The following is a 25,736-nucleotide window of genomic DNA, read 5'->3' on the forward strand; positions in this document are numbered from 1 at the left end:
AAAAAGATATGAAAAAAACGGATTGCTTCGCCAGTAACAAAAGCTGACGGAACAATCCGTTTTTACTGTTTGATAGAGAGTTACAATGCGGACAGGATCAGCAGCCCAGCTCTTCGGTCAGCTCGCAGATCTCATCGATGATCGATCCAATCGTCTCGATCGTATCGAGAAGCGGTGCATCCGTCGAGATATCAACGCCGGCCATTTTTGCCAGCTCTTCCGGTGTCTTCGTGCTTCCGGCGGTCAGTACCTTTTTCCAGTCATCGACAGCGGTCTGGCCTTCGGTTTCGATGCGCCTGCAGACCTGTGTGGCAACGGTCAGTCCGGCGCTGTAGGTGTAGGAGTAAAGTCCCATATAGTAATGCGGCTGGCGCATCCAGGTGAGCGCTGCGTCATCGGAAATTTCCACATCATCGCCCCAGAACTTCTGCAGGGTCTCTTTCATAATGCTGCTTAACGTCTCAGCCTGTACGCTGTCGCCGGCATCGATGAGCTTGTAAACCTCGCGCTGGTAAGCAGCCTCCATCAGATGGGTGACGAAGTTATGATAATATGTGTTGCTGATCATACAGCTTAAAACCCAGCGGCGGAACCGTTTGTCCGGGGTCGTTTTCAGCAGATAATGAGCCATAAGAAGCTCGTTCATGGTAGACGGCGCCTCGACAAAATAAGAGGAAACCTCGGTATCGAGAATCGCCTGTGCGCCGTTGCAGAGACGGAAATGGCCGGCGTGGCCGAGTTCATGCGCCAGCGTGAAAACATCTGCCATGCGGTTATTCCAGCTTAAGAGAATAAAGGAACCTTTTCCGTACGGGCTGGCACAGAAGCCGCCGGTGGATTTTCCCTGGTTCTGTGCAAAGTCAACCCAGCGTTTTTTGTAGGCCTCCTGAATCATGGAAACGTAATCATCACCGAGAATGGCAAGGCCTTTTTCGATGTACTGTTTTGATTCCTCGATCGTGACAGACGGATCGTACTCCGGGTCGACGGCGATTTTCAGATCGGCGAAGGTCATGCGGTCAAGGTTGTGAACCTTTTTCAGCAGGCGGGCATATTTGCGCATATGCGGAGCCAGGCGGGTGGTGATGAGATCGATCTGGCGGTTGTACAGCTCACGGCTGACCTGCTGCGGGAACAGCAGAGAATCGATGACGGAATTGAAGCCGCGCAGCGTGGCCATGGTCTTTTCTGTCTGCAGCTGGGCATTGTAAGCAGCTGCCGTTACATTTTCGTACTGTCTGATTTTTGCAGAAAAGGCGGAGAATGCACTGCGGCGGATATCGGTGTCTTTTTCGTATTCGTAATTATCTTCAAACAGGGAGTAGCCGAGCGGATATTCTTTTCCGTTTACGGTGAAAGAATCAAATTTCATATCGGCAAGCTTTGCCATGTTGTAGATCTGGTACGGAGCCGAGAAGGTCTGGGACAGAGCGGAAATGGCACGCTCGGTTTCCGGGCTCAGGCGGTGTGCCTTGTTGCGGAGAATCTCGGCGAGATAGCAGCGGTTCGTATCTGACTGCTGCATGGCCTCGTTCAAAACATCCTCGGACTGTTCGGAAAGCTCGCTCTCGATAAAGGTGAGACGGCTGAAAATCTCAGAGATCAGGCTGTTGATGCGGTCGTTGCGCGTCTGGTTTGCACTGTTGTAATAGTCGACAGAGACGGCGAGATCGCAGTAGTTGGCGGTCAGTGTGATCAGACGGTAGACCTCCTGGTAATCGTCGAGGCAGTGGTTGATCGTGGCTGCATCGGTGAGGTTTCCTTTGTAGGATGCTTCCATAGAAAGACTTAATTCTTTCATTTTCTGCGCATCAGCCAGCATGGCCTCCTCGGTTGGATAAATTAAAGACAGGTCCCAGGTAAGTTCTACAGGAACGTCATCGCGTTTTGCAAGTTCCATAACAATCTCCTTTCCATAAAAAAGGGGAGGTTTCCCTCCCCAGGAATTACTTCCTTATGTTTCTATATTCTGTTTTTGGGTTTTATTCTGTGGTTACTTCGCTTTCTTCCTGTGGAGAAACTTCACGATCCGCACAGCTTTCTTTTTCAGCGTCTTCTTCTTCGGACTCTGCGGTTTCGCTTTCAGCTTCTGTATCAGCTGTTTCGGAACCTTTATTGCAAGCTGCAGATTCCGGATCCGGTGCAGCATCCTCCGCACCTTTCGTTTTCGGAAGGGTCGTATAAGTACGTTCAGCAGGAGCAGGCTCTTCCTCTTCAAATTCGTCTTTAAAATCGTCAAAATCTGTTTCAAGATCTGCTTTTCCTTTCCGGATAAAATAGACTGCCGCACCGCAGGCTGCGCCGACAGCGGCAGAAGCCAGAGTAAGCAGAATACGTTTTGATTTTCGTGACATCTCGATTCAAGTCTCCTTTCAAATGCCGTCCTTTGAAACTATTGTAATACAGTTTCAACAAAAAAGAAAGTAAAATCTTACAGAATTCGGAAAAAGTGCCAAAGAAAACAAGAAAAAGAAGGTTTCCTGACACAGAAACAGAATCAGGCAAGGATAAACTTACGAAGAATCTCCGCCACGCCGCTGTGATTGCAGTCGTTTTCCGTGATATAATCGGCACTCGCCTTTACGGCATCGGTCGCATTTTTCATGGCGGCACCGACGGCAGCGGCCTCGATCATCGAAATATCATTTTCCTGATCTCCGGCAGCCACGGTGTTGGCAAGCGGAATCTGAAGAAGCTCGCAGAGTTTTTTCACGGCATGGCCCTTGGAAACGTGTTCCGGGACATGCTCGAGGTAATGCGGGCTGGAGTAGAACATCGAAATTTTTCCTTTTGCCCACGGCTCCATGGCAGCGCGGTAAGCGTCCATTTTTGCACGGTCGTGGAGATCAATCACGATCATCTTGCATGGTTCCTCGGCGAGGTGCTCCGGCAGAAGCGGATCTTCCACGACGGGAATGTGGATTGCCTGTGTGTAAACGCGCGTTTCCTCGCCTGCATGGCGGCAGAGAAGGGAGGTGTCGGAGTAGGTGTGGCAGTAGAGGCCTGCCTCCTGCGTTTTTTCAAAGATCACGCGTGCATATTCGAGCGGAATCGTGCGGCGGTACAGCGTTTTCTTTGCAGCACAGTCGTAAATCAGTCCGCCGTTGAAAGCGATGGCATAGCAGCCTTCGCGGTCAAGTCCGAGCTCTTTTAAGATCGGCAGAAAGCCGGAGAGCGGGCGGCCGGTGTTGAACACAATTTTGTGGCCGGCAGCAAGTGCCTCTGAAATGGCATCCATGTTTTCTTTTGTCACCTGCTTTTCGGAATTCAGCAGGGTATCATCCATATCGGTAAAAAATATTTTCACAGTCTGATTCATATTCTCTTTTTTTCCTTTCCAAGAATCTGAAAAACAGTTTCATTTTAGCATAAAGTGCCGGAAAAGAAAATATGGTTGCGCAGGGAAAAAATACAGGATATAATGATTGCGGACAAGAAGAGAGAGAAGAAAGAAAATCGAAGAACAAAAGAGACAAAGAAGGGAAGTCAGAATATGATAAAAGCTTGTATCTTTGACCTGGACGGTACCATCGCAGACACTGTAGAGTCGATTGCGCACGCAGTCAACCGCGTTCTGGAACATTTTGGACTTGTGCCGCGCCCGGTAGAAGCCTTCAACTTTTACGCCGGAGACGGTTTCGATCTGGCAGTGGAGCGCGCTTTAAAAGACGCCGGAGATGCAGAGCTCAACTATCTGCAGGAGGGCATCCGCCTTGGCCGCGCGTGGTTCAACGAGGACCCGCTGTATCACGTAAAACCGTATCCTAATATGCGGGAAACCCTGACCGCGCTGCGGGAAGAAGTTCCGATTGCCGTATGTTCCAACAAGCCGCACGAGGCGGCCATCCACGTCGTGGAGAGCGTGTACGGACCGGGCTTTTTCAACCGGATTCAGGGGCAGACCGCAGAAATCCCGAGAAAGCCGTCTCCGATCGGTGCGCTCGCGATTGCAGACGCACTCGGCGCCAGACCGGAAGAGTGCCTGTACTTTGGCGATACCAATACGGATATGCAGACCGGAAACGCCGCAGGCATGTTTACCGTTGGTGTGACGTGGGGATTCCGCCCGCGCCAGGAGCTGATCGACAACCATGCGATGGAGCTGCTCGACCGGCCGGAGGAAATCTTAACGCTTTTTCACAGAAAGAATCAGGAAAAATAAAACGAACAGAGGAGAAAACCAGAATGGGAGAATATACTGAAGAATGCATCAACACATTTTTAATGAATCAGGGCCAGTTATTCGACGAGCCGGTGGCTGAAAATTACGATGAGGCAGAGGCCTTTCTGGAGGACTGCCTTGCAGTCGTTGCCGACAATCTGGACGACGTGCGCGCCTACATGGAAGAAGAGGGCATGGACGTGGAAGAAATGTCGGATGCAGAATTAGAAGAGCAGAGCGAAGTCTTTGCCCTGCCGGACGGACAGTATCTGATCGTGATGGGATAAAAAACGAGAGGAAATTAAAAAAGAATGAAATATGATGTCATTATTATCGGCGCAGGCCCGTCAGGTATTTTCTGTGCCTATGAACTGCTGAAAGAAAAACCGGATCTGAAGGTGCTGATGATCGAAAAAGGACGTTCGATCGAGAGCCGTCAGTGTCCAAAGAGAAAAACGAAAAAATGCGTGAACTGCAAACCGTGCTCGATCACAACGGGATTTGCCGGAGCAGGCGCATTTTCCGACGGAAAGCTTTCTCTTTCCCCGGATGTCGGTGGAAATCTGCCGGAGATTTTAGGATATGAAAAGACGGTTGAGCTGATCCATGAGTCCGACCAGATCTATCTGGATTTCGGCGCAGACAAGAATGTTTACGGTGTCGATAAAGAAAAAGAGATCCGTGAGATCCGCCGCAGAGCGATCAACGCCAACCTGAAGCTGATCGAATGTCCAATCCGCCATCTCGGAACTGAGGAGGGCTACAAGATTTACAGCCGCCTCGAGGATCACTTAAAAGAGATCGGCGTGGAAATGAAATTCAACACGATGGTCAATGATATTACGATCAAGGACGGCCGTGCGACAGCTGTAACACTTGAGGACGGAACGGTTTACGAGGCAGATGAGATTGTCTCCGCAGTAGGTCGCGAGGGAGCCGACTGGTTCTCACATATCTGCAACGGCCACGGCATCGAGACCGAGGTCGGAACCGTCGATATCGGTGTCCGCGTGGAAGTCCGCGACGAGGTCATGGAGTTCCTGAACAAGAACCTGTACGAGGCAAAACTCGTTTACTATACCCCGACTTTTGACGACAAAGTGCGTACCTTCTGTACGAACCCGTCCGGTGAGGTGGCAACTGAGTATTATGAAAACGGTCTGGCAGTTGTAAACGGTCACGCCTACAAATCCCAGGAGTTCAAGACAAACAACACGAACTTTGCCCTCCTGGTATCCAAGAACTTTACGAAACCATTTAAAACCCCGATCGAGTACGGCAAACAGATCGCACAGCTTTCCAACATGCTCTGCGACGGCAAGATCCTCGTTCAGACGTACGGCGATTTCAAACGCGGAAGAAGAACGACAGAAGAGCGTCTCTGCCGCAATAACCTGATCCCGACCTTAAAAGATGCCGTTCCGGGCGACCTTTCCCTGGTATTCCCGCACCGTATCATGGTCGACATTGCCGAGATGATCGAAGCCCTCGACAAAGTAACACCGGGTATCGCCAGCGATGAGACACTGCTGTACGGCGTAGAAGTCAAATTCTATTCCAACAAAGTTGTCGTAGACAAAGACTTCTGCACCAGCGTTAAAGGCCTCCGCGCCATCGGCGACGGCGCATCCGTAACCCGCGGCCTCCAGCAGGCAAGCGCAAACGGACTGTCGGTTGCGAGAAGCATTCTGAAAAGCATGAAATAAGAGAGAACGAAAAAAGATCCTTCGTCTGTGAAATGAGACGGAGGATCTTTTTTTGTGCCGGAAAGAGGGGTGTTTCAGATTATATGCCGTACAGCTTCCGGAACTGCTTCGGCGTTGTCCCGGTCTGCTGGCGGAAAACCGAGATAAAGTAGCTGACATCGCGGTAGCCGCAGAGGGCTGCGATGCCGTCGAGCGTAGTGTAGGGACGGCTGATGAGAAGCTCCTTGGCGCGGCTGATGCGCAGAACGCTGATGTACGAGCGGACAGAGCTGCCGACAAAACGCTGGAACAGGCGTGTCAGATACTGCGGCGTGATATGGAGCTGTTCCGCGAGATCATCCACATTGAGCGGGTCGGAAAGATGACTTTCGATTTCCTGCATTGCCGGGCGGACATACTGGAGATACAGCGGATGCTCCGTCCGGGAAAGGCCGGTGCGGAGCTGGGAAAGGCGTGTCAGGAACTCAAAGCATCCGACGGAGAGCGCAGCATCGTCGATGTCATTTTTCAGAAAATGTGAGTCGATTATGCGGTCAATCCATTCCTGAAACCACGCGCCCTCTGAGGCCGGAACGAAAAGATACGGCGAGACGGCACAGATTTTATAGAGATCATCGGAGAGCTTTCCGTCAAAGGTCAGAAAGGATGTAAACCACATCCCGCTGCCGTCGTTTTCGCGGTATTCATGCGGCACATGCGGAGCAATCAGAACACCGTCACCTGGTTTCAGCAAAAGTTTCTGGCCTTCGAGGGTCAGCAGCCCTTCGCCGCGTTCCGTCTGGATCCAGTGATATAAGGGGAATCCGTTCGGGCGCACAACGGGCTCCTGCAGCCAGCGGTTGCCGATGCTGTCAGCGGAGAGGGAAAAATCGGAGGCGGATGGTTTAAAGAAAATAGGCATAACAGTCAGTTCCTTTCTGAAAGAAAAGTCTAAAATAAGATTCCGGAATGAGTTTCGAAAATTCATACTTTTTAGACAAGCATATCATACTTTTCTCACAAAGACCAGTATATAATAGAGCCATCAAAACGAGATATCCAAACACAGGAGGAATCAAAAAAATGCAGCCAAAATTCAAAAAAATGTTATACGGAGGAGACTACAACCCAAACCAGTGGCCAAAAGAGATCTGGGATGAGGATATGAAACTTTTCCATCAGGCCGGCATCAACAGCACCACGATCAACGTATTTTCCTGGGCAAAAATCCAGCCGTCCGAGAATGAGTACGACTTTACAGAGCTCGATGAGATCGTAGACACCCTGACAAAAGAGGACGTCCAGATCGTCATGGCAACATCCACCGGCGCACTCCCGGCATGGATGGTACACCGTTATCCGGAAGTGGCAAGAACCGATTTCGAAGGACGCCATCACAAATTCGGTCATCGCCACAATGCCTGCCCGAACAGCCCGGTTTTCCAGAAATATGCAAAGCGCCTGGCAGAAAAACTGGCAGAGCGTTACGGCGACAACAAAAACATCGTCTGCTGGCACATCAGCAATGAGTACGGCGGCGAGTGCTACTGCGAGAACTGTGCAAAAGCGTTCCGCGTATGGCTGAAAGACAAATACAAAACACTCGATGAAGTCAACAAGGCATGGAACATGGAGTTCTGGGGCCACACCATCTACGACTGGGACGAGATTGTACCGCCGAACGATCTGGGAGACGGAATGCCATGGGGAAGCGGCACTGCATTTGCAGGAATGTCCCTCGACTACATGCGTTTCAACTCCGACGGCATGCTGAACAACTACAAAATGGAGCGTGACGCGATCCGCAAATACGACAAAGAAACACCGATCACCACAAACCTGATGGGAACGTACAAAGGTCTCGACTACTTCAAGTGGGCAAAAGAAATGGATATCGTATCCTGGGACAACTACCCGAGCTACAATACACCATGGAGCCACGTAGCTATGACCCACGACCTGATGCGCGGCCTCAAAGACGCACCGTTCATGCTGATGGAGCAGACTCCGAGCCAGCAGAACTGGCAGCCGTACAACTCCTTAAAGAAACCGGGCCAGATGCGCGCACAGAGCTATCAGACCGTTGCACACGGCGCAGACACGATTCAGTTCTTCCAGCTGAGAAGAAGCGTCGGCGGATGCGAGAAATTCCATGGTGCTGTTATCGCACACGCAGGAACCGCAGATACCCGTGTCTTCCGTGAGGTAACCCAGCTCGGAAAAGAACTGGAGAAAATCGGAAGCCGTGTGATGGGCTCCGAGAACCACGCAAAAGTCGGCATCATCTTCGACTGGGAAAACTACTGGGCACTGGAGTACACCAGCGGACCGAACCGCGATTTACGTTACGTAGACCAGATCGAGCAGATGTACAATTACTTCTATAACAAGAACATCGCTGTCGATATGATCCCGATCGACGCGGACTTCTCCAAATATGACCTCGTTGCAGCACCGGTTCTCTACATGGTAAAAGACGGTGTGGCAGAGAGCCTGGAGGCTTATGTACAGGCAGGCGGAACCCTCATCACCACCTACATGAGCGGTATTGTCGGACAGTCGGACAACGTTCATCTCGGCGGATACCCGGGACCGCTCAGAAAAATGGCAGGCGTATGGGTAGAAGAGATCGACGCTCTTGCACCGAAGCAGAGAAACAAGATCCGTTTCGCAGACGGAACCGAGGAAGAGTGCCGTCTCGTATGCGACCTGATGCACCTCGAAGGAGCTGAAGAAATCGCACAGTATGAGAGCGATTTCTATGCAGGCATGACTGCTGTTGCAAAAAATCAGTTCGGAAAAGGAACCGTATATTATGTCGGAACCGAACTTTCTGAGAGCGGCCTTGCAAAAGTTCTTGCTATGGCAGCAGACGGCGCAGCCATCCAGCCGGTGATTGGAGAAGCAACAGCACTCGAGATCACAAAACGCCAGGCAGACGGCGAGGATCTGTACTTTATCATCAACTTCAAAGATGAGGAGATTCCGCTTCCGGCAGTCTTCGACGGAAAAGAAGATATCCTGACCGGCGAGAAAGTACAGGGCGGCGAGATGCTGAAGAAATACGATCTGCGGATTGTCAGCGTTCCGAGAGCATAATATAAAACATATTGTATAGTAGAAAGATAACAAAAAAGACACAGCAGGAGGCAGAAAGATACTTCCAGCTGTGTCTTTTTGATGCTGTGAATTTATGCGGGTGCTTAGTGGGAAAACGAAGCCCGTGCGACGATGTTCTCCATCTCGCCCCATTTCTCCTCCATATCCGCTACAAGCGCGATCTGTGTCCGCGCCCGTACGAGGTTGTGCTCCGGGTAAGCAGTTTTGAAGTAGGTATCGCCCATCAGGTAATCGGCGAGAAAACGGATGCCGCATTCGAGGGTCATTAATTTTGCACCCATCGGCAGCATTTCGACTTCCGCGCAGGTCAAAGAGCCTGCGCAGCCTGCGAGAAAGCCCTTTGTATAGCTCTCAAAGAGAGGAAGGGAAAGAGACACCTTCGAGACATCCTGTTCGTCCTCAGCAGCCGTATTCGCGCCGAAGCGGATGGAATCGCCGAAGTCAAAGATCGACAGTCCCGGCATAATGGTGTCCAGGTCGATGACGCAGATGCCCTCGCCGGTTTTGTCATCAATCATAATGTTGTTCAGCTTCGTATCGTTGTGCGTTACGCGGAGCGGCAGCTCGCCCGAGGCCTTCATGCGCTCGGCTACGCCGTAATCGTCTGCGTGGTCGAGGAAAAACGCCATCTCATCCGAAACGTTTTTCAGCCGTCCTTTCGGATCCGCCTGCGCCGCCTGTAAAAGCGCCTGGTAGCGGAGCGGTGTGTTGTGGAAATCCGGGATCGTCTCGAAAAGAGAGGCGGACGGAAAATCGGAGAGCATCTGCTGGAAGCGGCCGAAAGCATTACCGGTCTCGTAAAACAGCTTTGGATCTGTCACGGCATCATAGCAGGACGCATCGGAAATAAAGAGAAATGCGCGCCAGAATTCGCCGCGCTCATCGACGAAAAACCAGGCATCGTCTGTCGTTGGAATCAGGTTCAGCGTCTCGCGGAATGGATCTCCTCCTGCGGCTGTGATTTTTTTCCGCAGAAATGATGTTACCTGTGCAATATTCTGCATCAGCTCCGTTGGATTGTGGAAAACGGTGCGGTTCATGCGCTGCAGAATCGATTTGCGGAGGACGCCGTTTTCGGTGGAGCGCACCAGAAACGTATCGTTGATATGGCCGTTCCCGTGCGGCGTCCAGTCTGTAATCGTTCCCGGGAAAGCAAATGCGTGGACAATGGAAGAGAGTTCTTCCTGTGTGTATGTAATCATCATGGGTATAAACTCCTTATTTTAATTAGACAAACCTGATTAAGTAAAGCACACGCAGGGCGAAAAGTCAAGAAAAGGGCGCGAAACGATTGACAACGAGCGGCATTTCTGACTATAATAGACAGTAATTTAAGAAAAAACAAAACCTAAAATGCAGTGACAGGGAGGAGTACCTGGCGGCGCAAAGCAAAGAGAGGAGATGGCTGGTGAGAATCTCCGTGAGCGTGCCTGCGGAAGTAGCCCTCGAGCAGTGGACTGAACAGAAAAAGCGGACAGCAATGTTTTCCAAGTAGGCTCCAACGTAGTTCCCACGTTACCGGGATGCCGTATCGGATGAAAAAAGTTAAATCCTGTACGGAATGAGCAGAAGTGTATTCTTCTGGAATTCAGGTGGTACCGTGGATGGAAACATTCTCCCTGAACGTAAGGCACAGAAAAGGTGTTTTATGTTCGGGGATTTTTTATGCAGCAAATTTAGAACAGGAGGTTTTCATATGAAACAGATTACAGGAAACAAACTTCTGGTAAAGGCTCTGAAAGAGGAGGGTGTCGAGTATCTCTTCGGTTATCCGGGAGCCTGCACCATCGATATCAGTGATGAACTTTACAAACAGGATGAAATCAAAATCGTTCTGCCGCGCCACGAGCAGGCGCTGGTGCATGAGGCGGATGCCTATGCGAGAACGACAGGAAAAGTCGGCGTATGCCTCGTTACCAGCGGCCCTGGTGCAACCAACCTGGTCACCGGTCTTGCAACGGCAAACTACGACAGCGTTCCGCTTGTCTGCTTCACCGGACAGGTACCCCGCCACCTCATCGGAAACGATGCATTCCAGGAGGTTGATATCGTCGGCATCACCCGCAGCATCACGAAATACGGCGTGACGGTAAGAAACCGTGAAGATCTCGGACGCATCATCAAAGAGGCATTCTACATCGCACGCACCGGAAAACCGGGCCCGGTTCTCATTGACCTTCCAAAAGATGTCATGGCAGAGTTCGGCAGCGCAGAGTATCCGAAAAACGTCAATATCCGCGGCTACAAACCGAACACCAGCGTTCACATCGGCCAGTTAAAACGTGCGTTAAAGATGCTTTCGAAAGCAAAACGCCCGCTGTTCCTTGCCGGCGGCGGCGTCAACATCGCACATGCGCAGGAAGTGTTCCGCGAAGTGGTCGAGAAAACACAGGTGCCGGTTGTCACAACCGTTATGGGACGCGGCGCGATCTCTACGAAACATCCGCTGTTCATCGGAAATCTTGGCATGCACGGCGCGTATGCGGCGAATATGGCAGTCAGCGAGTGCGATCTGCTGTTCTCGATCGGAACACGTTTCAATGACCGTATCACCGGAAAGCTGCATGAATTTGCCCCGCACGCGCAGATCGTCCACATCGACATAGACACCGCTTCGATCTCTCGAAACATCCATGTCGATATCCCGATCGTAGCCGATGCAAAAGAGGCGATCACGAAGATGGCAGAGTACGTAGAGCCATGCTCCACATCGAAATGGCTTGCCCAGATCGATGCCTGGAAGAACGAGCATCCGCTGACGATGCGCCCGAACGGCGTGATGGGACCGCTCGATATTTTCAACGCGATCAACGAGCAGTTTGACGATGCGATTATCGTCACCGACGTCGGACAGCACCAGATGCTGACAAGTCAGTACGTCGACATTACCGAAAACCGCCAGATCATCATGTCCGGCGGCCTTGGAACGATGGGATACGGCCTTCCGGGCGCGATCGGAGCAAAAATCGGCAACCCGGACAAACCGGTCATCGCGATTTCCGGTGACGGCGGTATGCAGATGAATATTCAGGAGCTGGCAACTGCCGTTCTCGAGGAGCTGACGGTCATCCTGTGTATCTTCAATAATGAATACCTCGGCATGGTACGCCAGTGGCAGAAGCTGTTTTACGGCAAACGGTACAGCATGACAAACCTGCGCGCCGGTGCACTTTCCCGCAGAACAGACGGAGAAGAGTACCCGGAATACACGCCGAATTTTATCAAATTGGCTGAGAGTTACGGCGCAAAAGGCATCCGCGTCATGAAGAAAGAGGATATCGCCGCAGCGTTTGAAGAGGCGAAGAAAAACACCAAGACTCCGACAATCATCGAATTTATCATCGATCCGGAGGAGATGGTTTACCCGATGATCAAGCCGGGCGGAACGCTCGAAGATATGATTATGGACTGTTAGGAGGAGAGCGCGATGAATAAGGGAATGAAAAAAAGATGGATTTCACTGTACGTAGAAAACCAGGTTGGTGTCCTTTCCAAGATTTCCGGGCTTTTTTCCGCAAAAAGCTATAACCTGGACAGCCTGACCGTCGGAACGACCGAGGACCCGACCGTATCGCGTATGACGATCGCCACGGTCAGTGACGATGAGACGTTTGAGCAGATCAAAAAACAGCTGAACCGCATGGTCGAGGTCATCAAAGTCATCGACTTCACCGACGTGTTTGTGCGCATGAAAGAGATTCTGTATATCAAGGTATTCAACTGCAGCGCAGCTGACAAAGTCGAGCTGTTCCAGATCGCTGAGACGTTCAAGGCGAAGGTCATCGACTACGGAAAAGACAGCCTGCTGCTCGAGTTTGTCCAGACGGCGACGAAAAACGATGCAGTTGTGAAGCTGATGAAAGAGGAATTCAGCAAGATCGAAGTCGTGCGCGGCGGAAGCGTCGGTATCGAGTCAATCAATGTGATGGAGCGGTAAAAGAGAGGACGTTTTTGCGTGAACGAAAAGAGTATTACCACAATTACGTTAAAAAAGATTAATAAGAAAAGTGTGTATCAGTACATCTATGAGCACCGCCAGACGGCGAAGCAGCAGATTGTGCAGGATCTGACGATGGGGCTTTCGATGCACAGCGGAACGCTCGAGCATATCTGCATCGACCCGGAAGGGCCGGAGTGCTACTGCGCTTCTTTTTATTGAAGAGTTTCTGCAGTCGGAATTTTAATTTTTAGTTATAGAATTTCAGGGATAGAAAATCCGGGAACGGAAAGTTTTACATTGCTTTCCATTCCCGGATTTTTTCTGCTTTTTATCAGTGTTCGTTTTTAGATAAACATCGCATAAATCGACGCTCCGACCACAGTCAGAATACCTGCAACTGCAATCGAAAGGCTGCTCATCGCGCCCTCGACATCGCCCATCTCCATGGCCTTCGCCGTACCGATCGCATGGGAGGCCGATCCGATACTGATGCCCTTTGCAATCGGCTCCTCAATGTGAAACAGCTTGCAGAGCGTCTCCGCCAGCATATTTCCCAGCACACCCGTGATGATGATAACGGCAACCGTGATCGTCACCGCACCGCCGAGCTCTTCCGAAACACCCATGCCGATGGCCGTTGTGATGGATTTCGGCAGCAGTGTTACATACATTTTATGATTCAGATTGAAGATCAGCGCCAGCGCGAGAACCACGGTAAGGCTCGTCAGCACGCCGGAGAGAATACCGGCGAGGATGGCTTTGATATTCTTTTTCAATGCCTCCATCTGCTCATACAGCGGAATCGCAAGGCAGACCGTTGCAGGAGTCAGCAGATAGCTCAAGTATTTTGCACCGTCATTATAATTCTGATAATCGATATCGAAAACAGCAAGGAATACAATGACGACTGCAATGGAAATCAGCAGCGGATTGAAAATCGGAAGCCCAAATTTTTTCTTTAACAGCATGCCGAGCTCATACGCCAGAAGGCTGATGACAACGCCGAAAAATGCAGATTCACAGAACATATTTGTCATTTTGCGTCCCCTCCTTTGTGTTTCTTTTCCAGCCGGATGACCGCCTGTGTCACGCGTCCGGACACAACCATAACGACGATGGTGCTGACGAGCGTAATCACGAGAACCGGAACGAGAACGGCTTTTAATTCACCCCAGGATTCCATCAGGCCGACGCCCGCCGGAATGAACATGACCGGCATGATCTCAATCATAAACTTGCCTGCGTCCTCGACGGCATCAAGTTTTAATGCCCCCGTCATCAGAAGCGCCAGCATCAGCACAAGGCCGTAGATACTTGCCGGAATCGGAAGCGGCAGCACGGCGTGCAGGATTTCTCCGACGAACGAAACCGCCATAATTACAAGGAACTGTCTTAATAATTTCACTTTTTCTGTTGTCCTTTCTCCCCATAACCCACATAACATCACTCCTTCTCAATGTCACGACCCCGATTATACTACCCGCATAAAAGAATTTCAACCGTAAATGTTACTGCAATTTTGGCGATTTTTGCCAAAAAAAGCAAAAAAATGCCCGCCAATCAAACGAAAAAGTGAAATCGGTGGGCATTTTAACATGATTTTTTGAGTTGATCCGATACGGAACTTTTTAAGCATTGCTTTCGGCATTTTTCCGATCCGGCAGAACGAAGATAAAGATCAGCGAACTGACAAGCAGCATGCCCGGATAGAAGAGGTTTGCCATGATTTCAAAGGCGGAGAGCTCATATTCCAGTTCATGCACCGCGGAAATCGCCACGAGCATCTGCGCGCCGTACGGCAGGATGCCCTGTGAGATGCAGGAGAAGGTATCGAGGAGCGATGCCGTTTTCCGTGGGGTGATGCCGTAGTCCTCGGACATCTGCTTTGCGATCGGGTTTGCCATGACGATCGCGACGGTGTTGTTTGCGGTCGCAATGTCGAGCAGCGCGACGAGAATGCCGACACCGAGCTGGCCGCCCTTTTTTCCGCGGAAGATTTTGTGAATGGCACGAAGCAGGACAGTAAAGCCGCCGTTTTCCCGGATCAGCGCGCACATCGCAGCGACAAGAATCGCAACCATACATGTCTCAAACATACCCGAAGTGCCGCTTCCCATGCTGGAGAGCATATCCAAGAGCGTCGTCTGTCCCGTACCGAGCATGATAACGGCACCGGAAGCAATACCGATAAGGAGTACGACAAACACCTGAATGCCCGCGATGCCGCCGATCAGCACGAGCAGGTACGGAACCATCTGCAGCAGATGGTATTCGTGGACGATCGGTGTGCCCGGCGCCTGTCGGAAGGAGATTACAAGGATCAGCGCCAGCGTGGCAAGAGCAGCCGGGAGAGCGATCCAGAAGTTTTCGCGGAACTTGTCTTTCATCTCGCAGCCCTGTCCGTTGCAGGCGGCGATTGTCGTGTCGGAGATGAAGGAGAGGTTGTCGCCGAACATGGATCCGCCCATGACGGAGGCGACGCAGAGCGCCAGCGAAAAGCCGGAGGTCTCGGCAACAGCAGCGGCGATCGGCACGAGAAGCGTGATCGTTCCGACGGAGGTTCCCATGGCCGTGGAGACGAAGCAGGCAACGACAAAGAGCACAGCGACGGCATATTTTGCCGGAATCCAGGAGAGCATGAAATAGGCAACGCTCTCTGCACTGCTCCTTCCGACAACGCCGACAAACGTGCCTGCGGCGAGGAAGATCAGCAGCATTGTGATGATGTTTTTGTCCCCGATGCCCTGTCCCATGAGGGCGAGCTTTTCTTCAAACGGGACACTGCGGTTCTGCAGACAGGCGACGAGGATCGCTGTCAGAAACGAGACGACGATGGGGATGTTGTAGAAGCCCATCGGAATTTTTAAAATATACTCGGAATAAATGCCGAACCCCAGATAAAACACCAGAAAAACGGCGATCGGGAGCAGGGCGGATGGCTTTCCTTTTTTCATAGAAATAAATACCAGACCTTTCGTGTGATTTTCCTTATTTTTTAATAGGGCGAATAGAATTATTCTATCATCTGGATCAGAAATCGTAAAGTAAAAAAGCAGGAAAAAACACGCCGGACATCTGGTAAATTCCAGAAATCCGGCGTTTTTTATAAGAGGTGCGTTTTGCTGTGCCTGTGCTTTATTATTTTGCGAGGAGCATCATAATCTGATTACTTCTGCTTACGAATTTTGTCATCTCGTCCGGAGAGAGCGGTTTGTGGCTGATCATTGCCAGATCATACAGCTGCTCGCAGAACAGGGATGTGTTGCCGTTCTCGCCATTCTCCAGAATGTACTGAACAAGCGGATGTTTTGCATTCAGGATCAGGGTTTCCTGTCCGCCGAACATGGACGGATCCATGCCGGTCATGCCGTACATCTTCATCATATCCTGCATCCGGCGGCTCTCCTCGGAAAGCGTTACCATGGAGGATACATTTTCGTCTTTCAGGTTCTCAACTTTGACGTTCAGATCTTTCTTGTCGAGGACTTTGCGGAAGAGATCGGTCAGAGTATTTGTAGCGTCGGTCAGATCCTCACCGGACTCGTCTTTCATATCGTTGGTCAGATCTGCATCGATGCGCTGGAAAGTTACATGCTCGTTGTAACGCTCTGCATGGGTGATGAAAGCGGAGTCGATGTTGTGTTTCAGGATGACAGCATCCATGCCCTGACTGCGGAACATGTTGATATACTGGCTCTGCTGAACTTCGTCGGTGACGTAGTAAACAGTCGTTTTTTCCGGCTCTTTCTTCTCGTCAGCGTTTTCCGTATTTTCGGTATTCTCCATAGTTTCAGCCTTCTCTTCGGTGTTCTCTGCAGGAGCTTCTTCTTTCTTATTCTCGTTGATGCAGTCCTCAAGAGTCAGATATTTTCCGTCGATGTTCTTGAACAGAATATAGTCCATCATCTTCTTGGAGAATTTCTCGTCCTTGATGCATCCGTATTTGATGAATGGGTTGATATCATCCCAGTATTTCTCGTAATTCTCACGGTCGGTTTTGCACATGCCGGAGAGCTTGTCAGCGAATTTCTTGGAGATGTACTCGGAGATCTTCTTGACAAATCCGTCGTTCTGCAGTGCGCTTCGGGATACGTTCAGCGGCAGATCCGGGCAGTCGATGACGCCTTTTAAGAGCATCAGGTATTCCGGAATGACTTCTTTGATGTTGTCGGCAATAAATACCTGGTTGTTGTACAGCTTGATGGTTCCCTCGATGGAATCGTACTCGGTGTTGATACGCGGGAAGTAGAGGATACCTTTGAGGTTGAACGGATAGTCCATGTTCAGGTGGATCCAGAACAGCGGCTCGCGGTAGTCGTTGAAGACTTTGCGGTAGAATTCTTTATAATCCTCATCGCTGCACTCGTTTGGATGTTTGGTCCACAGCGGGTGGATATCACTGATGGAAACCGGGCGTTTGTTGATTTTTACTTTCTCTTTTGCCGGAGAAACCTCAACCTGCTCTTTGGTTCCGTCTTCTTTTTCTTTCTCTTCGTATTTTGCATCTTCATGGATATGCTCAACAACAACATCGTCCTCTTTTAATTCGCCTTCCTCGATGGTCTCGTATTCCTGCGGTGCGTTTGCTTTGGACAGGAAAATTTCAACCGGCATGAAGGAGCAGTATTTTTCCAGAACTTCGCGGACACGGTATTCGTTTGCGAATTCCAGGCAGTCCTCGTTCAGGAACAGAGTGATTTCGGTACCAACAGTTGTCTTGCTGCCCTCGGACATATCGTACTCGGTGCTTCCGTCACAGGTCCAGTGTACCGGGGTGGATCCTTCTTTATAGGAAAGAGAATCGATGTGAACTTCATCTGCTACCATGAAAGCAGAGTAGAAACCAAGACCGAAGTGGCCGATCATCTGATCTGAATTCGTTTTGTCTTTGTATTTCTCCAGGAATTCGGTAGCGCCGGAGAAGGCGATCTGGGTAATATATTCTTCGACTTCGTCTGCGGTCATACCGATACCGTTATCGATGAATTTTAAGGTTTTCTCATCCGGGTTTACAATCACCTGAATGGCTGCTTTGTAGTCATCCGGAAGTGCATATTCACCCATGCCGTCCAGTTTTTTCAGTTTGGTGATGGCATCGCAGCCGTTGGAAACGAGCTCGCGGACGAAGATATCGTGGTCGGAATACATCCATTTTTTGATAATCGGGAAAATATTGTCGCTGTTGATTGAAAGATTTCCATGTTTCGCACTCATGAGAAACACACTCCTTTTCTTATAAAAATATTTTGATCCAGCAAAGCGGGAATATCATGCTTTTTTAGATGTCTGCAGCTTTTTTACTGCTCTGATAGTTATAGTAATACTGGCACAGGGAAAAGTCAAGGGGAAATTAGCACTCGAGAAAAAAGAGTGCTAACAGAACGACGGAAAGTATTGAATTTACTGGTATTACGGTACTTTCTAAACTTTTTGTAAAGTCTGATCAGAAGGGCTGCGCAGTTGTTTCTGGAGAATGGATATGCTACAATGAAAAAGCATAGAAGCGTTTCGAACAGAAAGATTCCGAGGGTACATAAAAGAAAAATGGAGGAAATACATGACAAATGCGACAAAGGCGGCGCTGGAAGCGTCGTTAAAAAAGCTGCTTTTGAAAAAGCCGCTGGACAAAATTACGATCAACGATCTGACGACAGACTGCGGCATCAGCCGGATGGCGTTTTATTATCATTTTAAGGATATCTACGATCTTGTCGAATGGTCGTGCCTGGAGGATGCGACGCAGGCGCTGCAGGGGAAGAAAACGTATGAGACATGGCAGGAAGGCCTGCAGCAGATTTTTGAGGCAGTGCTCGAGAATAAACCATTTATTATGAATGTCTATCACTCTGTAAGCCGTGAGCAGATCGAAACATATCTCTTTCATCTGACGCACGATCTGCTGTACGGTGTCGTACAGGAAAAAGCAAAGGGAACCGGCATCTCCGAGGCGGATCAGAGTTTTATCGCAGATTTCTATAAGTATAGCTTTACCGGTGTCATGCTCGACTGGATCAAAGACGGAATGAAAGTGGATTACCATATGATTGCGGAAAAAATGCACCGCACGATGGAAGGAAATGTCGTCAATTCCATCCGAAATTTTGAAAAAAGAAATAAAATATAGTTACACTTTACAAAACAGGGCGGATGATAAAAATTTAATCATCCGCCCTGTTTTGTAAATGGAAAAGCGGGGAAAAATGAGGTAAGATTCAAATTGTCAACAGACAATGGCAACACAAATAGAAACTTGTAAAACAAAGAAAGCAGCATAACCTATACGAACCGGAAATTCGAAAAAACATTCCGGCAGTCGTATTTAGAAAAGAAAGGATGAACGTCTATGTCAAAAAAAGGATTAAAATTCGGAATCGCATCAGCAGCAGTCATCGGAGCTGGAGCAGCAGTGCTGCAGGCAAAAAACAAGAGTGAAGCAAAAAAAGCAGCGGAGACAACCACTGTAACATCAGAACCAAAGAATGATTACCGCAACACCGAGCGCGGAAAAGATAAGAAAAACAGCAAAGGCATTTATTACACCAACGGAAACTACGAAGCCTTCGCAAGACCGGAAAAACCGGAAGGCGTCGATGAGAAGAGCGCATACCTCGTAGGAAGCGGCCTCGCAGCCCTCGCAGCAGCGTGCTTCCTTGTAAGAGACGGCCAGATGAAAGGCGATCACATCCACATTCTGGAAGCCATGGACATCGCCGGCGGTGCCTGCGACGGTATCTACGATCCGACCCGCGGCTACATCATGAGAGGCGGCCGTGAGATGGAAAACCACTTCGAGTGCCTGTGGGATCTGTTCCACAGCATCCCGTCAATTGAGACACCTGGTGTATCCGTTCTTGATGAGTATTACTGGCTGAACAAAAAAGACCCGAACTACTCCCTGTGCCGTGCAACGAAGAACCGCGGCGAGGATGCCCATACCGACGGCAAGTTCAACCTGAGCCAGAAAGGCTGCATGGAGATCATGAAACTCTTCATGACAAGAGACGAGGATCTGTACGACAAGACGATCGAGGATGTTTTCGATGATGAAGTCTTCAATTCCACCTTCTGGCTGTACTGGAGAACGATGTTCGCATTCGAAAACTGGCACAGTGCACTGGAGATGAAGCTGTACTTCCAGCGGTTTATTCACCACATCGGCGGACTGCCGGACTTCTCCGCACTGAAATTCACGAAGTACAACCAGTATGAATCCCTGATTCTTCCGATGAAGAAATACCTCGAGGATGCCGGCGTAGACTTCCAGTTCAATACCGAAGTAACCAACGTTATCTTTGAAATCAACGATGGAAAGAAAGTAGCAAAAGCCATCGAGTGCAAAGTAAACGGCGTCGAGAAAGGCATCGTTCTCACCGAGAATGACCTCGTCTTCGTTACCAACGGAAGCTGCACCGAAGGCACGATCTACGGCGATCAGAACCATGCACCGAACGGTGATGCAGAGGTCCGCACGAGCGGCTGCTGGAGCCTGTGGAAAAACATTGCAAAACAGGATCCGTCCTTTGGACATCCGGAGAAATTCTGTTCCGATATTGCAAAGACAAACTGGGAATCCGCAACAATTACCACTCTCGACAATAAGATCATTCCGTATATCACCAATATCTGCAAACGTGATCCGAGAACCGGAAAGGTTGTTACCGGCGGTATCGTAAGCTGCCAGGATTCCAAGTGGCTTTTAAGCTGGACCATCAACCGTCAGGGACAGTTCAAAGAGCAGGATAAAGATAAGGTATGCGTATGGGTTTACAGCCTGTTCACCGACGTACCTGGTGACTATGTGAAGAAACCGATGAAAGAGTGCACTGGTAAAGAGATCACCGAAGAGTGGCTGTACCACCTCGGCGTGCCGGTTGACCAGATTCCGGAGCTGGCAGAGAACAGCGCTGTCTGCGTACCGACCATGATGCCGTACATCACCGCATTCTTTATGCCAAGAAGAAAGGGCGACCGCCCGGATGTCATCCCGGATGGCTGCGTCAACTTCGCATTCCTCGGACAGTTCGCTGAGACACCAAGAGATACCATCTTCACGACAGAGTATTCCGTTCGTACCGCAATGGAAGCTGTTTACGGACTCCTCGGCGTAGACCGCGGCGTGCCGGAAGTATGGGGCAGCGTTTACGATATCCGCGACCTGCTGGACAGCTCCGTGAAACTGATGGATGGAAAATCCCCGCTGGAAATCGAGCTTCCTGGACCGCTCAACCTGCTGAAAAAACCTCTGCTGAAACTGGTAGATGGAAATGTAGTTGGAGATCTCTTAAAAGAGCATGGAATTATCAAAGAGAATATGGTGAAATAAGAAATAGAAAATAAGTAAGAAATGCAATAAGACCTGCGCTTTCAAACGGCGCAGGTCTTATTGCGTTGCTATGTATGATCTCAAACAATTAAGCAGATTTCTTCGTGAAAAACAGTGCGGCACAGACGGCGGCGATGCCTCCAGCGAGCTTTGCAACGAGAAGCGGCACGACAAAATCAGGATCGGTGCCGAACGTAAATCCCATATGTGCGGCGATGGTCGATGCGGCGGAGACGAGGAAAGCTGCGTTTACAATCTTTCCGCGCTCGTCCATTTTTTCCATCATTGTGATCGCCGGAACAGGGCTGACAATGCCCATCAGAAGACCGGCGGCACTGCTGTCGTTCATGCCGGTTTTTCTTCCAATAAAAGAGAGCGGCTTTTTGAGCACCCGCTGTAAAAGCTCCGCCGTCGGAAGGCTGCCGAGCAGTACAATGCCGATGGACGAGACGACCGCCATCGCGTCCTCCAGCGGCGCAAGGTCCGGGAGCAGCGAAAAGCCGGTCATATAGCAGAACGCGCCCGCGATGAGGCCGATCGTCGTCAGAAGCCGGATCACATCTGCAAATACCGTGAACGCGCGCACGGTCTGCTCCGGAAAACGCCAGATGCCGAACATCAGCAGAAAGCAGAAGAGGAGCACCGGGAGCGACTGAAGTACGATCTGCAGAAAAGAGAGCCCTGAGAGCAGTCCGCCGACGATCATCGTGACGGGAAGCGTGCCCGTGCCGATCAGCATGCCGCGGGAGAAAAAGAGGCGGTCGCCGCTTTTCAGCATTCCCATGCCGACCGGAATCGTAAAGGTGATGGTACAGCCAAGCGTCGCCGCAATCACAAGTCCTGCGTAGCGCACCATCTCCTGCGATGCCGAAAGCTCTCCGGCGAGCTGGTAGCCGCCCATGTCAATGGCGAGAATGCCGGCGAGAAGTCCCGCATCCAGCCCCAAAAAGTTCCAGATGGGAACGAGGGCGAAACGGAGAAAGCGGGAGAGCAGCGGGGTGAGGCAGATGATGCCCGACATGGAAAGTGCCGTCGGTCCAAGCAGCGTAAAGCCCTCCTCAAACCGTTTTCCAAGTCCGAAGCGATTGCCAGCGATCCGGTCGACACCGCCGAGTACCGCGCCGACTGCCATGATCCACATAATAATCTGATTCATAAAAAGAGAACCTTTCTAAATAAGTATTTTGTCTTTATATCTGTTCTTCAAATGCAATTTCATTTTTCAGCAGAAACTGGCGGACTTCCTCATCGAAGACGCGGTCGAGCGACTTGTCCATCGTAAAGATTTTGAGGGAAGTTCCGGTGGTAAGTAAGAGTTTTCCGTCCTTATACTGAAAATTCAGAAAGCATCCAAACACGTTCTCTATTTCCAGCGGCAGCGCATGGTCCGCGATCATTTTTTCGCACGCCGCCTGCGGAAGCTGAAACACAAATTTGAACTGCAGGGGTGTCCGTTTTCCTTTGATGACGGAATAGCAGAACGATTTCACATCTTTCCAGAGAAGCCGCGTCCGCCCTTTTTCTTTTAAGAGCTGCGCATCATCGGGATCGAAAAAGTCCGTGTGAAGACTGCCGTCGATGGAGAACGTCGTAAACGTTGTGATCGACGCCTCGGAGACGGGAAAGCGGTCAAATGTCTCGAGACGGAGCAGGGTGTTCATAAAATTTTTTAACTGTGTAATCTGCAGGATAATCATCCGTAGTTAAAACCAGCCTTTCTTTTTAAAATACCAAATTTCAACAGCAACAATGAGAATACAGACGCCGATCAGGATGAAGTACGCATACGGGGCAGAAAGCTCAGGCATATGCGTAAAATTCATGCCGTACCAGCCGGCGATCAGGGAAAGCGGGAAAAAGATCGTCGAGACGACCGTCAGAATCCGCATCGTATCGTTCTGACGCAGGTCGATCTGCGCCTGCTGCATCTCGCGGATCTGCAGGGCGTACTCCCGCAGCATCTGGGTGTGGTCGTACAAACGGTCCACGCGGTTTCCAAGGCGCGAAAACTGACGGGCGCATTCCGGGGGAAGAAAGTGATTTTCGTCCTCGGAGAGTATTTCGCACATGTCGAGAAGCTGCTGGTAATAGGCATGGAACACGAGCAGCTCCCGACGGATCGTGATCAGGGTCCGCTGCAGCTCTTTTGGCAGAGTGTCGAGAAGAGACTCCTCGATTGTCGCGAGGCGCTTCTCAAAATTCTGCAGATAGAGCATATCCTCCTGGATCAGCGATTCCAGAAACGAGAAAAACAGGTGGAAGACATCGGAAGTATCGAGCGGTTCTTCCGGGAAGAGGAGGCTCTGCAAAGCCGGAAGTGTCTGTTCGTCGGCTGCCAGAATAAGCTGCCCCCGGTCGAGATAAAACGCAAGCGAGAATGCAAGGTGAAGCGGATGCGTCTTGTCCGGGACGGCAAGCGATCCGACCAGGCAGTCAGGCAGCAGCTCTGCGCGGCAGTATTCGATGCGCTCCGGCTGCAGACTGCGCCGGAAAAGAGAAAATCCGGGCAGCGCCGCGCAGGCTTTGGAAGCTTCCGAAAACGAAAGCAGGGAAAGCCGGACCGAATCCGAAAAAGTCCATTCCATACGTACCACCTCCTGAAAATAAGCAATGGAAAAATATCCATAAACAAAAAAGCCGTATGACCGTAGTATACCGCAAAAAGGGGAGTGCGACAAGAAAAGGAAAAAACTTTTAACGGAAAAACTTTTATTGGGAAAAAACTTTTTGCAATGGAGCACTAAGTGTGTTATGATAAAATGTAGTTATCAAAACTACATGACAAAATATCAAAAAATTCACTGTGTCGAATTCGTCCCTAGTTCAGGAAGGTTTGAAAAAGAGCGGTGATTGGAAATACGAAACGTCCGCAGTGAGAAAAAGCGGAATCAAGTTTGGAGGGATAAAATATATGAGTTTTCACATTGTTGCAGACAGCTGCTGTGAACTGACAGCAGATATGAAAAAAAGAGGAAATATTGAAATTGCACCGCTGACCCTGGAAGTCGGCGGAGAATCCATTCTGGATGACGAGACATTTGACCAGAAATATTTTTTAAAGAGAGTAGCGGAATGCCCGGAGTGCCCGAAATCCGCCTGCCCGTCGCCGGATTATTTCCGGAAATCTTTTCTGAACGGAGCAGAACGGTGCTACGCGGTCACACTTTCCGCACAGCTCAGCGGTTCCTATAACAGCGCAGTGCTCGGTGCAAACCTGGCGCAGGAGGAGAACGAGGATCTGAAGATTCACGTATTCAATTCCAGAAGCGCATCGATAGGAGAGACCCTGATCGTGAAAAAAATCGTGGAGTGCGAGGAAGCCGGCATGAGCTTTGAGCGCGTCGTAGAGACAGTAGAACTCTATATCAGCACACAGCACACCTATTTCGTGCTGGAAAATCTCGAAACTCTGCGGAAAAACGGCCGCCTTTCCAAAACAAAAGCACTTGTTGCATCCGCGCTTAAGATCAAACCGGTTATGGGAGCCACATCGGAGGGCGATATCGTACAGCTCGATCAGGCGCGCGGCATCAACAAAGCACTGATGAAAATGGTCGATGCCATTGTAAATGACGCACAGCATGTAGAAAACAAAACGCTTGCCATCTCTCATTGCAACTGCCCGGAGCGCGCCGAGATGGTAAAAGAAGCCCTTCTGGAGCGCCTTGCGGTACAGGATGTCTTCGTACTCGATACCCAGGGCGTCAGCAGTATGTATGCAAATGACGGCGGAATTATCATTGCATTATAACTTTTCTCTTCCCTTTTTGTTGAAAATGTAGTATAATTTTCAACATGTTTGAAAGTGCCGCCGAGCACTTTTTAGAAATCAAAGGAGAAGTAGAACCATGAGTCAGGAAAAAGTTGACCGCTATAAAAAGGAAAAAGCGAACCGTGAGAAAATCATGAGACGTGAAAGATGGATCACGAGACTGGAAGTTACCGCTTTCGTCGTTGTTCTGGCTACCCTGATCGGCTGGTTCTCCGTTGCTGTTTACCAGAACTCGGTAGCAGAGAAAAAGGCGAACCGCACGACAGAAACCACAACGATGAACGTGACGGATATTCAGAATTATCTGAGCGAGACCAACACATCCAGCGACAGCAGTGCAGATGACACCAGCGACAGCTCTGATGCTTCCGATACATCTTCGGACAGCACAGCAGATACGGCAAGTGACAGCACAGCAGATTCCATCAGCGAAAGTACAGCGGAATAAGCAGAATTGTTAAAGAAAGTAAAAGCGCTTACCACAGACGGGAAAATCCCGGAGTGATAAGCGCTTTTGTTATAGAGATTTATAGCAATCCCCGAAAATAATGCAAAAAATTCAGCACCGCAGAGCGTGAATTACTGCGTCACAGATTTTCGTCGTACCCCGGTACGCCTTCAAATCTGTTCCTTGCAATTCGCGCTCTGCAGCACTGCCTTTTTTGCATTATTTTCGGGTCTTGCTATAGAAAAAACTATGAGAAACACGCTCCGCGAGTTTCTCAAGTTATCGC

23 protein-coding genes and 1 other annotated feature are annotated in these 25,736 nt (G+C 50.1%); of the genes, 11 read left to right on the forward strand and 12 right to left on the reverse strand.

The window, feature by feature from the left end; translation table 11 throughout:
- Positions 1 to 97 precede the first annotated feature (97 nt).
- The 3 genes from pepF to DXD02_RS13305 all read right to left on the reverse strand — a co-directional run bounded on the left by pepF (position 98) and on the right by DXD02_RS13305 (position 3,319).
- The gene (pepF, locus tag DXD02_RS13295) at positions 98 to 1,900 is read right to left on the reverse strand and encodes an oligoendopeptidase F (RefSeq protein WP_199607239.1); all 1,803 of its coding nucleotides are present in this window, start codon (positions 1,898 to 1,900) and stop codon (positions 98 to 100) included.
- 82 nt (positions 1,901 to 1,982) lie between these two features.
- The gene (locus tag DXD02_RS13300; RefSeq protein WP_055267483.1) at positions 1,983 to 2,354 is read right to left on the reverse strand and encodes a hypothetical protein; all 372 of its coding nucleotides are present in this window, start codon (positions 2,352 to 2,354) and stop codon (positions 1,983 to 1,985) included.
- A 143-nt stretch (positions 2,355 to 2,497) separates the two neighbouring features.
- The gene (locus DXD02_RS13305) at positions 2,498 to 3,319 is read right to left on the reverse strand and encodes a Cof-type HAD-IIB family hydrolase (RefSeq protein ID WP_055267485.1); all 822 of its coding nucleotides are present in this window, start codon (positions 3,317 to 3,319) and stop codon (positions 2,498 to 2,500) included.
- 174 nt (positions 3,320 to 3,493) lie between these two features.
- Between DXD02_RS13305 and DXD02_RS13310 the strand changes: the two genes are divergently transcribed.
- Genes DXD02_RS13310 through DXD02_RS13320 form a run of 3 tightly spaced genes read left to right on the forward strand, consistent with a single transcriptional unit; the run spans position 3,494 to position 5,868 of the window.
- A complete protein-coding gene (locus DXD02_RS13310; RefSeq protein WP_055221324.1) occupies positions 3,494 to 4,162 on the forward strand; it encodes an HAD family hydrolase in 669 nt (222 codons plus the stop codon).
- 23 nt (positions 4,163 to 4,185) lie between these two features.
- Positions 4,186 to 4,449, forward strand: coding sequence for a hypothetical protein (locus tag DXD02_RS13315; RefSeq protein ID WP_055221292.1), 264 nt, complete (start codon positions 4,186 to 4,188; stop codon positions 4,447 to 4,449).
- A 24-nt stretch (positions 4,450 to 4,473) separates the two neighbouring features.
- Entirely contained in the window at positions 4,474 to 5,868 is a 1,395-nt protein-coding gene (locus DXD02_RS13320; protein WP_055267487.1) for an NAD(P)/FAD-dependent oxidoreductase, read from the forward strand.
- A 79-nt stretch (positions 5,869 to 5,947) separates the two neighbouring features.
- Here the strand turns inward: DXD02_RS13320 and DXD02_RS13325 are convergent, their stop codons facing one another.
- A complete protein-coding gene (locus tag DXD02_RS13325) occupies positions 5,948 to 6,769 on the reverse strand; it encodes an AraC family transcriptional regulator (RefSeq protein ID WP_055267489.1) in 822 nt (273 codons plus the stop codon).
- Positions 6,770 to 6,930: 161 nt separating this feature from the next.
- Between DXD02_RS13325 and DXD02_RS13330 the strand changes: the two genes are divergently transcribed.
- Positions 6,931 to 8,946, forward strand: a complete 2,016-nt coding sequence (locus tag DXD02_RS13330) for a beta-galactosidase (RefSeq protein WP_118666968.1) — start codon at positions 6,931 to 6,933, stop codon at positions 8,944 to 8,946.
- Positions 8,947 to 9,050: 104 nt separating this feature from the next.
- On the opposite strand, the gene DXD02_RS13335 is transcribed toward DXD02_RS13330, so the two are convergent.
- Positions 9,051 to 10,172, reverse strand: coding sequence for a phosphotransferase enzyme family protein (locus tag DXD02_RS13335; protein WP_118666969.1), 1,122 nt, complete (start codon positions 10,170 to 10,172; stop codon positions 9,051 to 9,053).
- 144 nt (positions 10,173 to 10,316) lie between these two features.
- Positions 10,317 to 10,592, forward strand: a binding site (T-box leader).
- A 71-nt stretch (positions 10,593 to 10,663) separates the two neighbouring features.
- On the opposite strand from DXD02_RS13335, the gene ilvB reads away from it, so the two are divergent.
- The 3 genes from ilvB to DXD02_RS15615 are packed head-to-tail and all read left to right on the forward strand — an operon-like array spanning position 10,664 to position 13,126.
- Positions 10,664 to 12,382 (forward strand): biosynthetic-type acetolactate synthase large subunit, encoded by a 1,719-nt coding sequence (gene ilvB, locus DXD02_RS13340; protein ID WP_118666970.1) that lies wholly within the window; start codon positions 10,664 to 10,666, stop codon positions 12,380 to 12,382.
- Between the two features lie 12 nt (positions 12,383 to 12,394).
- On the forward strand, positions 12,395 to 12,904 hold the full coding sequence (gene ilvN, locus DXD02_RS13345) for an acetolactate synthase small subunit (RefSeq protein ID WP_117509738.1): 510 nt from the start codon (positions 12,395 to 12,397) through the stop codon (positions 12,902 to 12,904).
- 18 nt (positions 12,905 to 12,922) lie between these two features.
- On the forward strand, positions 12,923 to 13,126 hold the full coding sequence (locus DXD02_RS15615) for a hypothetical protein (RefSeq protein ID WP_055227113.1): 204 nt from the start codon (positions 12,923 to 12,925) through the stop codon (positions 13,124 to 13,126).
- A gap of 125 nt (positions 13,127 to 13,251) precedes the next feature.
- Here DXD02_RS15615 and DXD02_RS13355 read toward each other — a convergent pair whose 3' ends face one another.
- The 4 genes from DXD02_RS13355 to htpG form a co-directional block, all read right to left on the reverse strand.
- The gene (locus tag DXD02_RS13355) at positions 13,252 to 13,944 is read right to left on the reverse strand and encodes an LrgB family protein (RefSeq protein ID WP_117760554.1); all 693 of its coding nucleotides are present in this window, start codon (positions 13,942 to 13,944) and stop codon (positions 13,252 to 13,254) included.
- Positions 13,941 to 14,312, reverse strand: a complete 372-nt coding sequence (locus tag DXD02_RS13360; protein WP_055221279.1) for a CidA/LrgA family protein — start codon at positions 14,310 to 14,312, stop codon at positions 13,941 to 13,943. The genes DXD02_RS13355 and DXD02_RS13360 overlap by 4 nt, the downstream gene beginning before the upstream one ends.
- 223 nt (positions 14,313 to 14,535) lie before the next feature.
- Positions 14,536 to 16,014 (reverse strand): Na+/H+ antiporter NhaC family protein, encoded by a 1,479-nt coding sequence (locus DXD02_RS13365; RefSeq protein WP_330425908.1) that lies wholly within the window; start codon positions 16,012 to 16,014, stop codon positions 14,536 to 14,538.
- Positions 16,015 to 16,045: 31 nt separating this feature from the next.
- Positions 16,046 to 18,121, reverse strand: coding sequence for a molecular chaperone HtpG (htpG, locus tag DXD02_RS13370; RefSeq protein WP_118666971.1), 2,076 nt, complete (start codon positions 18,119 to 18,121; stop codon positions 16,046 to 16,048).
- Between the two features lie 343 nt (positions 18,122 to 18,464).
- Here htpG and DXD02_RS13375 point away from each other — a divergent pair, with 343 nt between their 5' ends.
- Together DXD02_RS13375 and DXD02_RS13380 are read left to right on the forward strand one after the other, a co-directional pair.
- A complete protein-coding gene (locus DXD02_RS13375; protein WP_022461989.1) occupies positions 18,465 to 19,031 on the forward strand; it encodes a TetR-like C-terminal domain-containing protein in 567 nt (188 codons plus the stop codon).
- A gap of 219 nt (positions 19,032 to 19,250) precedes the next feature.
- Positions 19,251 to 21,230 (forward strand): oleate hydratase, encoded by a 1,980-nt coding sequence (locus tag DXD02_RS13380; RefSeq protein WP_118666972.1) that lies wholly within the window; start codon positions 19,251 to 19,253, stop codon positions 21,228 to 21,230.
- Between the two features lie 88 nt (positions 21,231 to 21,318).
- On the opposite strand, the gene DXD02_RS13385 is transcribed toward DXD02_RS13380, so the two are convergent.
- The 3 genes from DXD02_RS13385 to DXD02_RS13395 are packed head-to-tail and all read right to left on the reverse strand — an operon-like array spanning position 21,319 to position 23,815.
- Positions 21,319 to 22,386 (reverse strand): ethanolamine utilization protein EutH, encoded by a 1,068-nt coding sequence (locus tag DXD02_RS13385; protein WP_118666973.1) that lies wholly within the window; start codon positions 22,384 to 22,386, stop codon positions 21,319 to 21,321.
- Positions 22,387 to 22,420: 34 nt separating this feature from the next.
- Positions 22,421 to 22,927, reverse strand: a complete 507-nt coding sequence (locus DXD02_RS13390; protein ID WP_055221274.1) for a DUF5721 family protein — start codon at positions 22,925 to 22,927, stop codon at positions 22,421 to 22,423.
- A gap of 6 nt (positions 22,928 to 22,933) precedes the next feature.
- Entirely contained in the window at positions 22,934 to 23,815 is an 882-nt protein-coding gene (locus DXD02_RS13395; protein ID WP_022461993.1) for a magnesium transporter CorA family protein, read from the reverse strand.
- Between the two features lie 326 nt (positions 23,816 to 24,141).
- Here DXD02_RS13395 and DXD02_RS13400 point away from each other — a divergent pair, with 326 nt between their 5' ends.
- Positions 24,142 to 24,981 carry a DegV family protein gene (locus tag DXD02_RS13400; protein ID WP_118666981.1) on the forward strand — a complete coding sequence of 280 codons (840 nt, stop codon included), beginning with the start codon at positions 24,142 to 24,144 and terminating at the stop codon, positions 24,979 to 24,981.
- Positions 24,982 to 25,078: 97 nt separating this feature from the next.
- A complete protein-coding gene (locus tag DXD02_RS13405) occupies positions 25,079 to 25,450 on the forward strand; it encodes a hypothetical protein (protein ID WP_117509733.1) in 372 nt (123 codons plus the stop codon).
- Positions 25,451 to 25,736: the final 286 nt, after the last annotated feature.

The sequence above is a fragment of the Blautia sp. TF10-30 genome (assembly GCF_003481245.1).
GTDB lineage: Bacteria > Bacillota > Clostridia > Lachnospirales > Lachnospiraceae > Fusicatenibacter > Fusicatenibacter saccharivorans.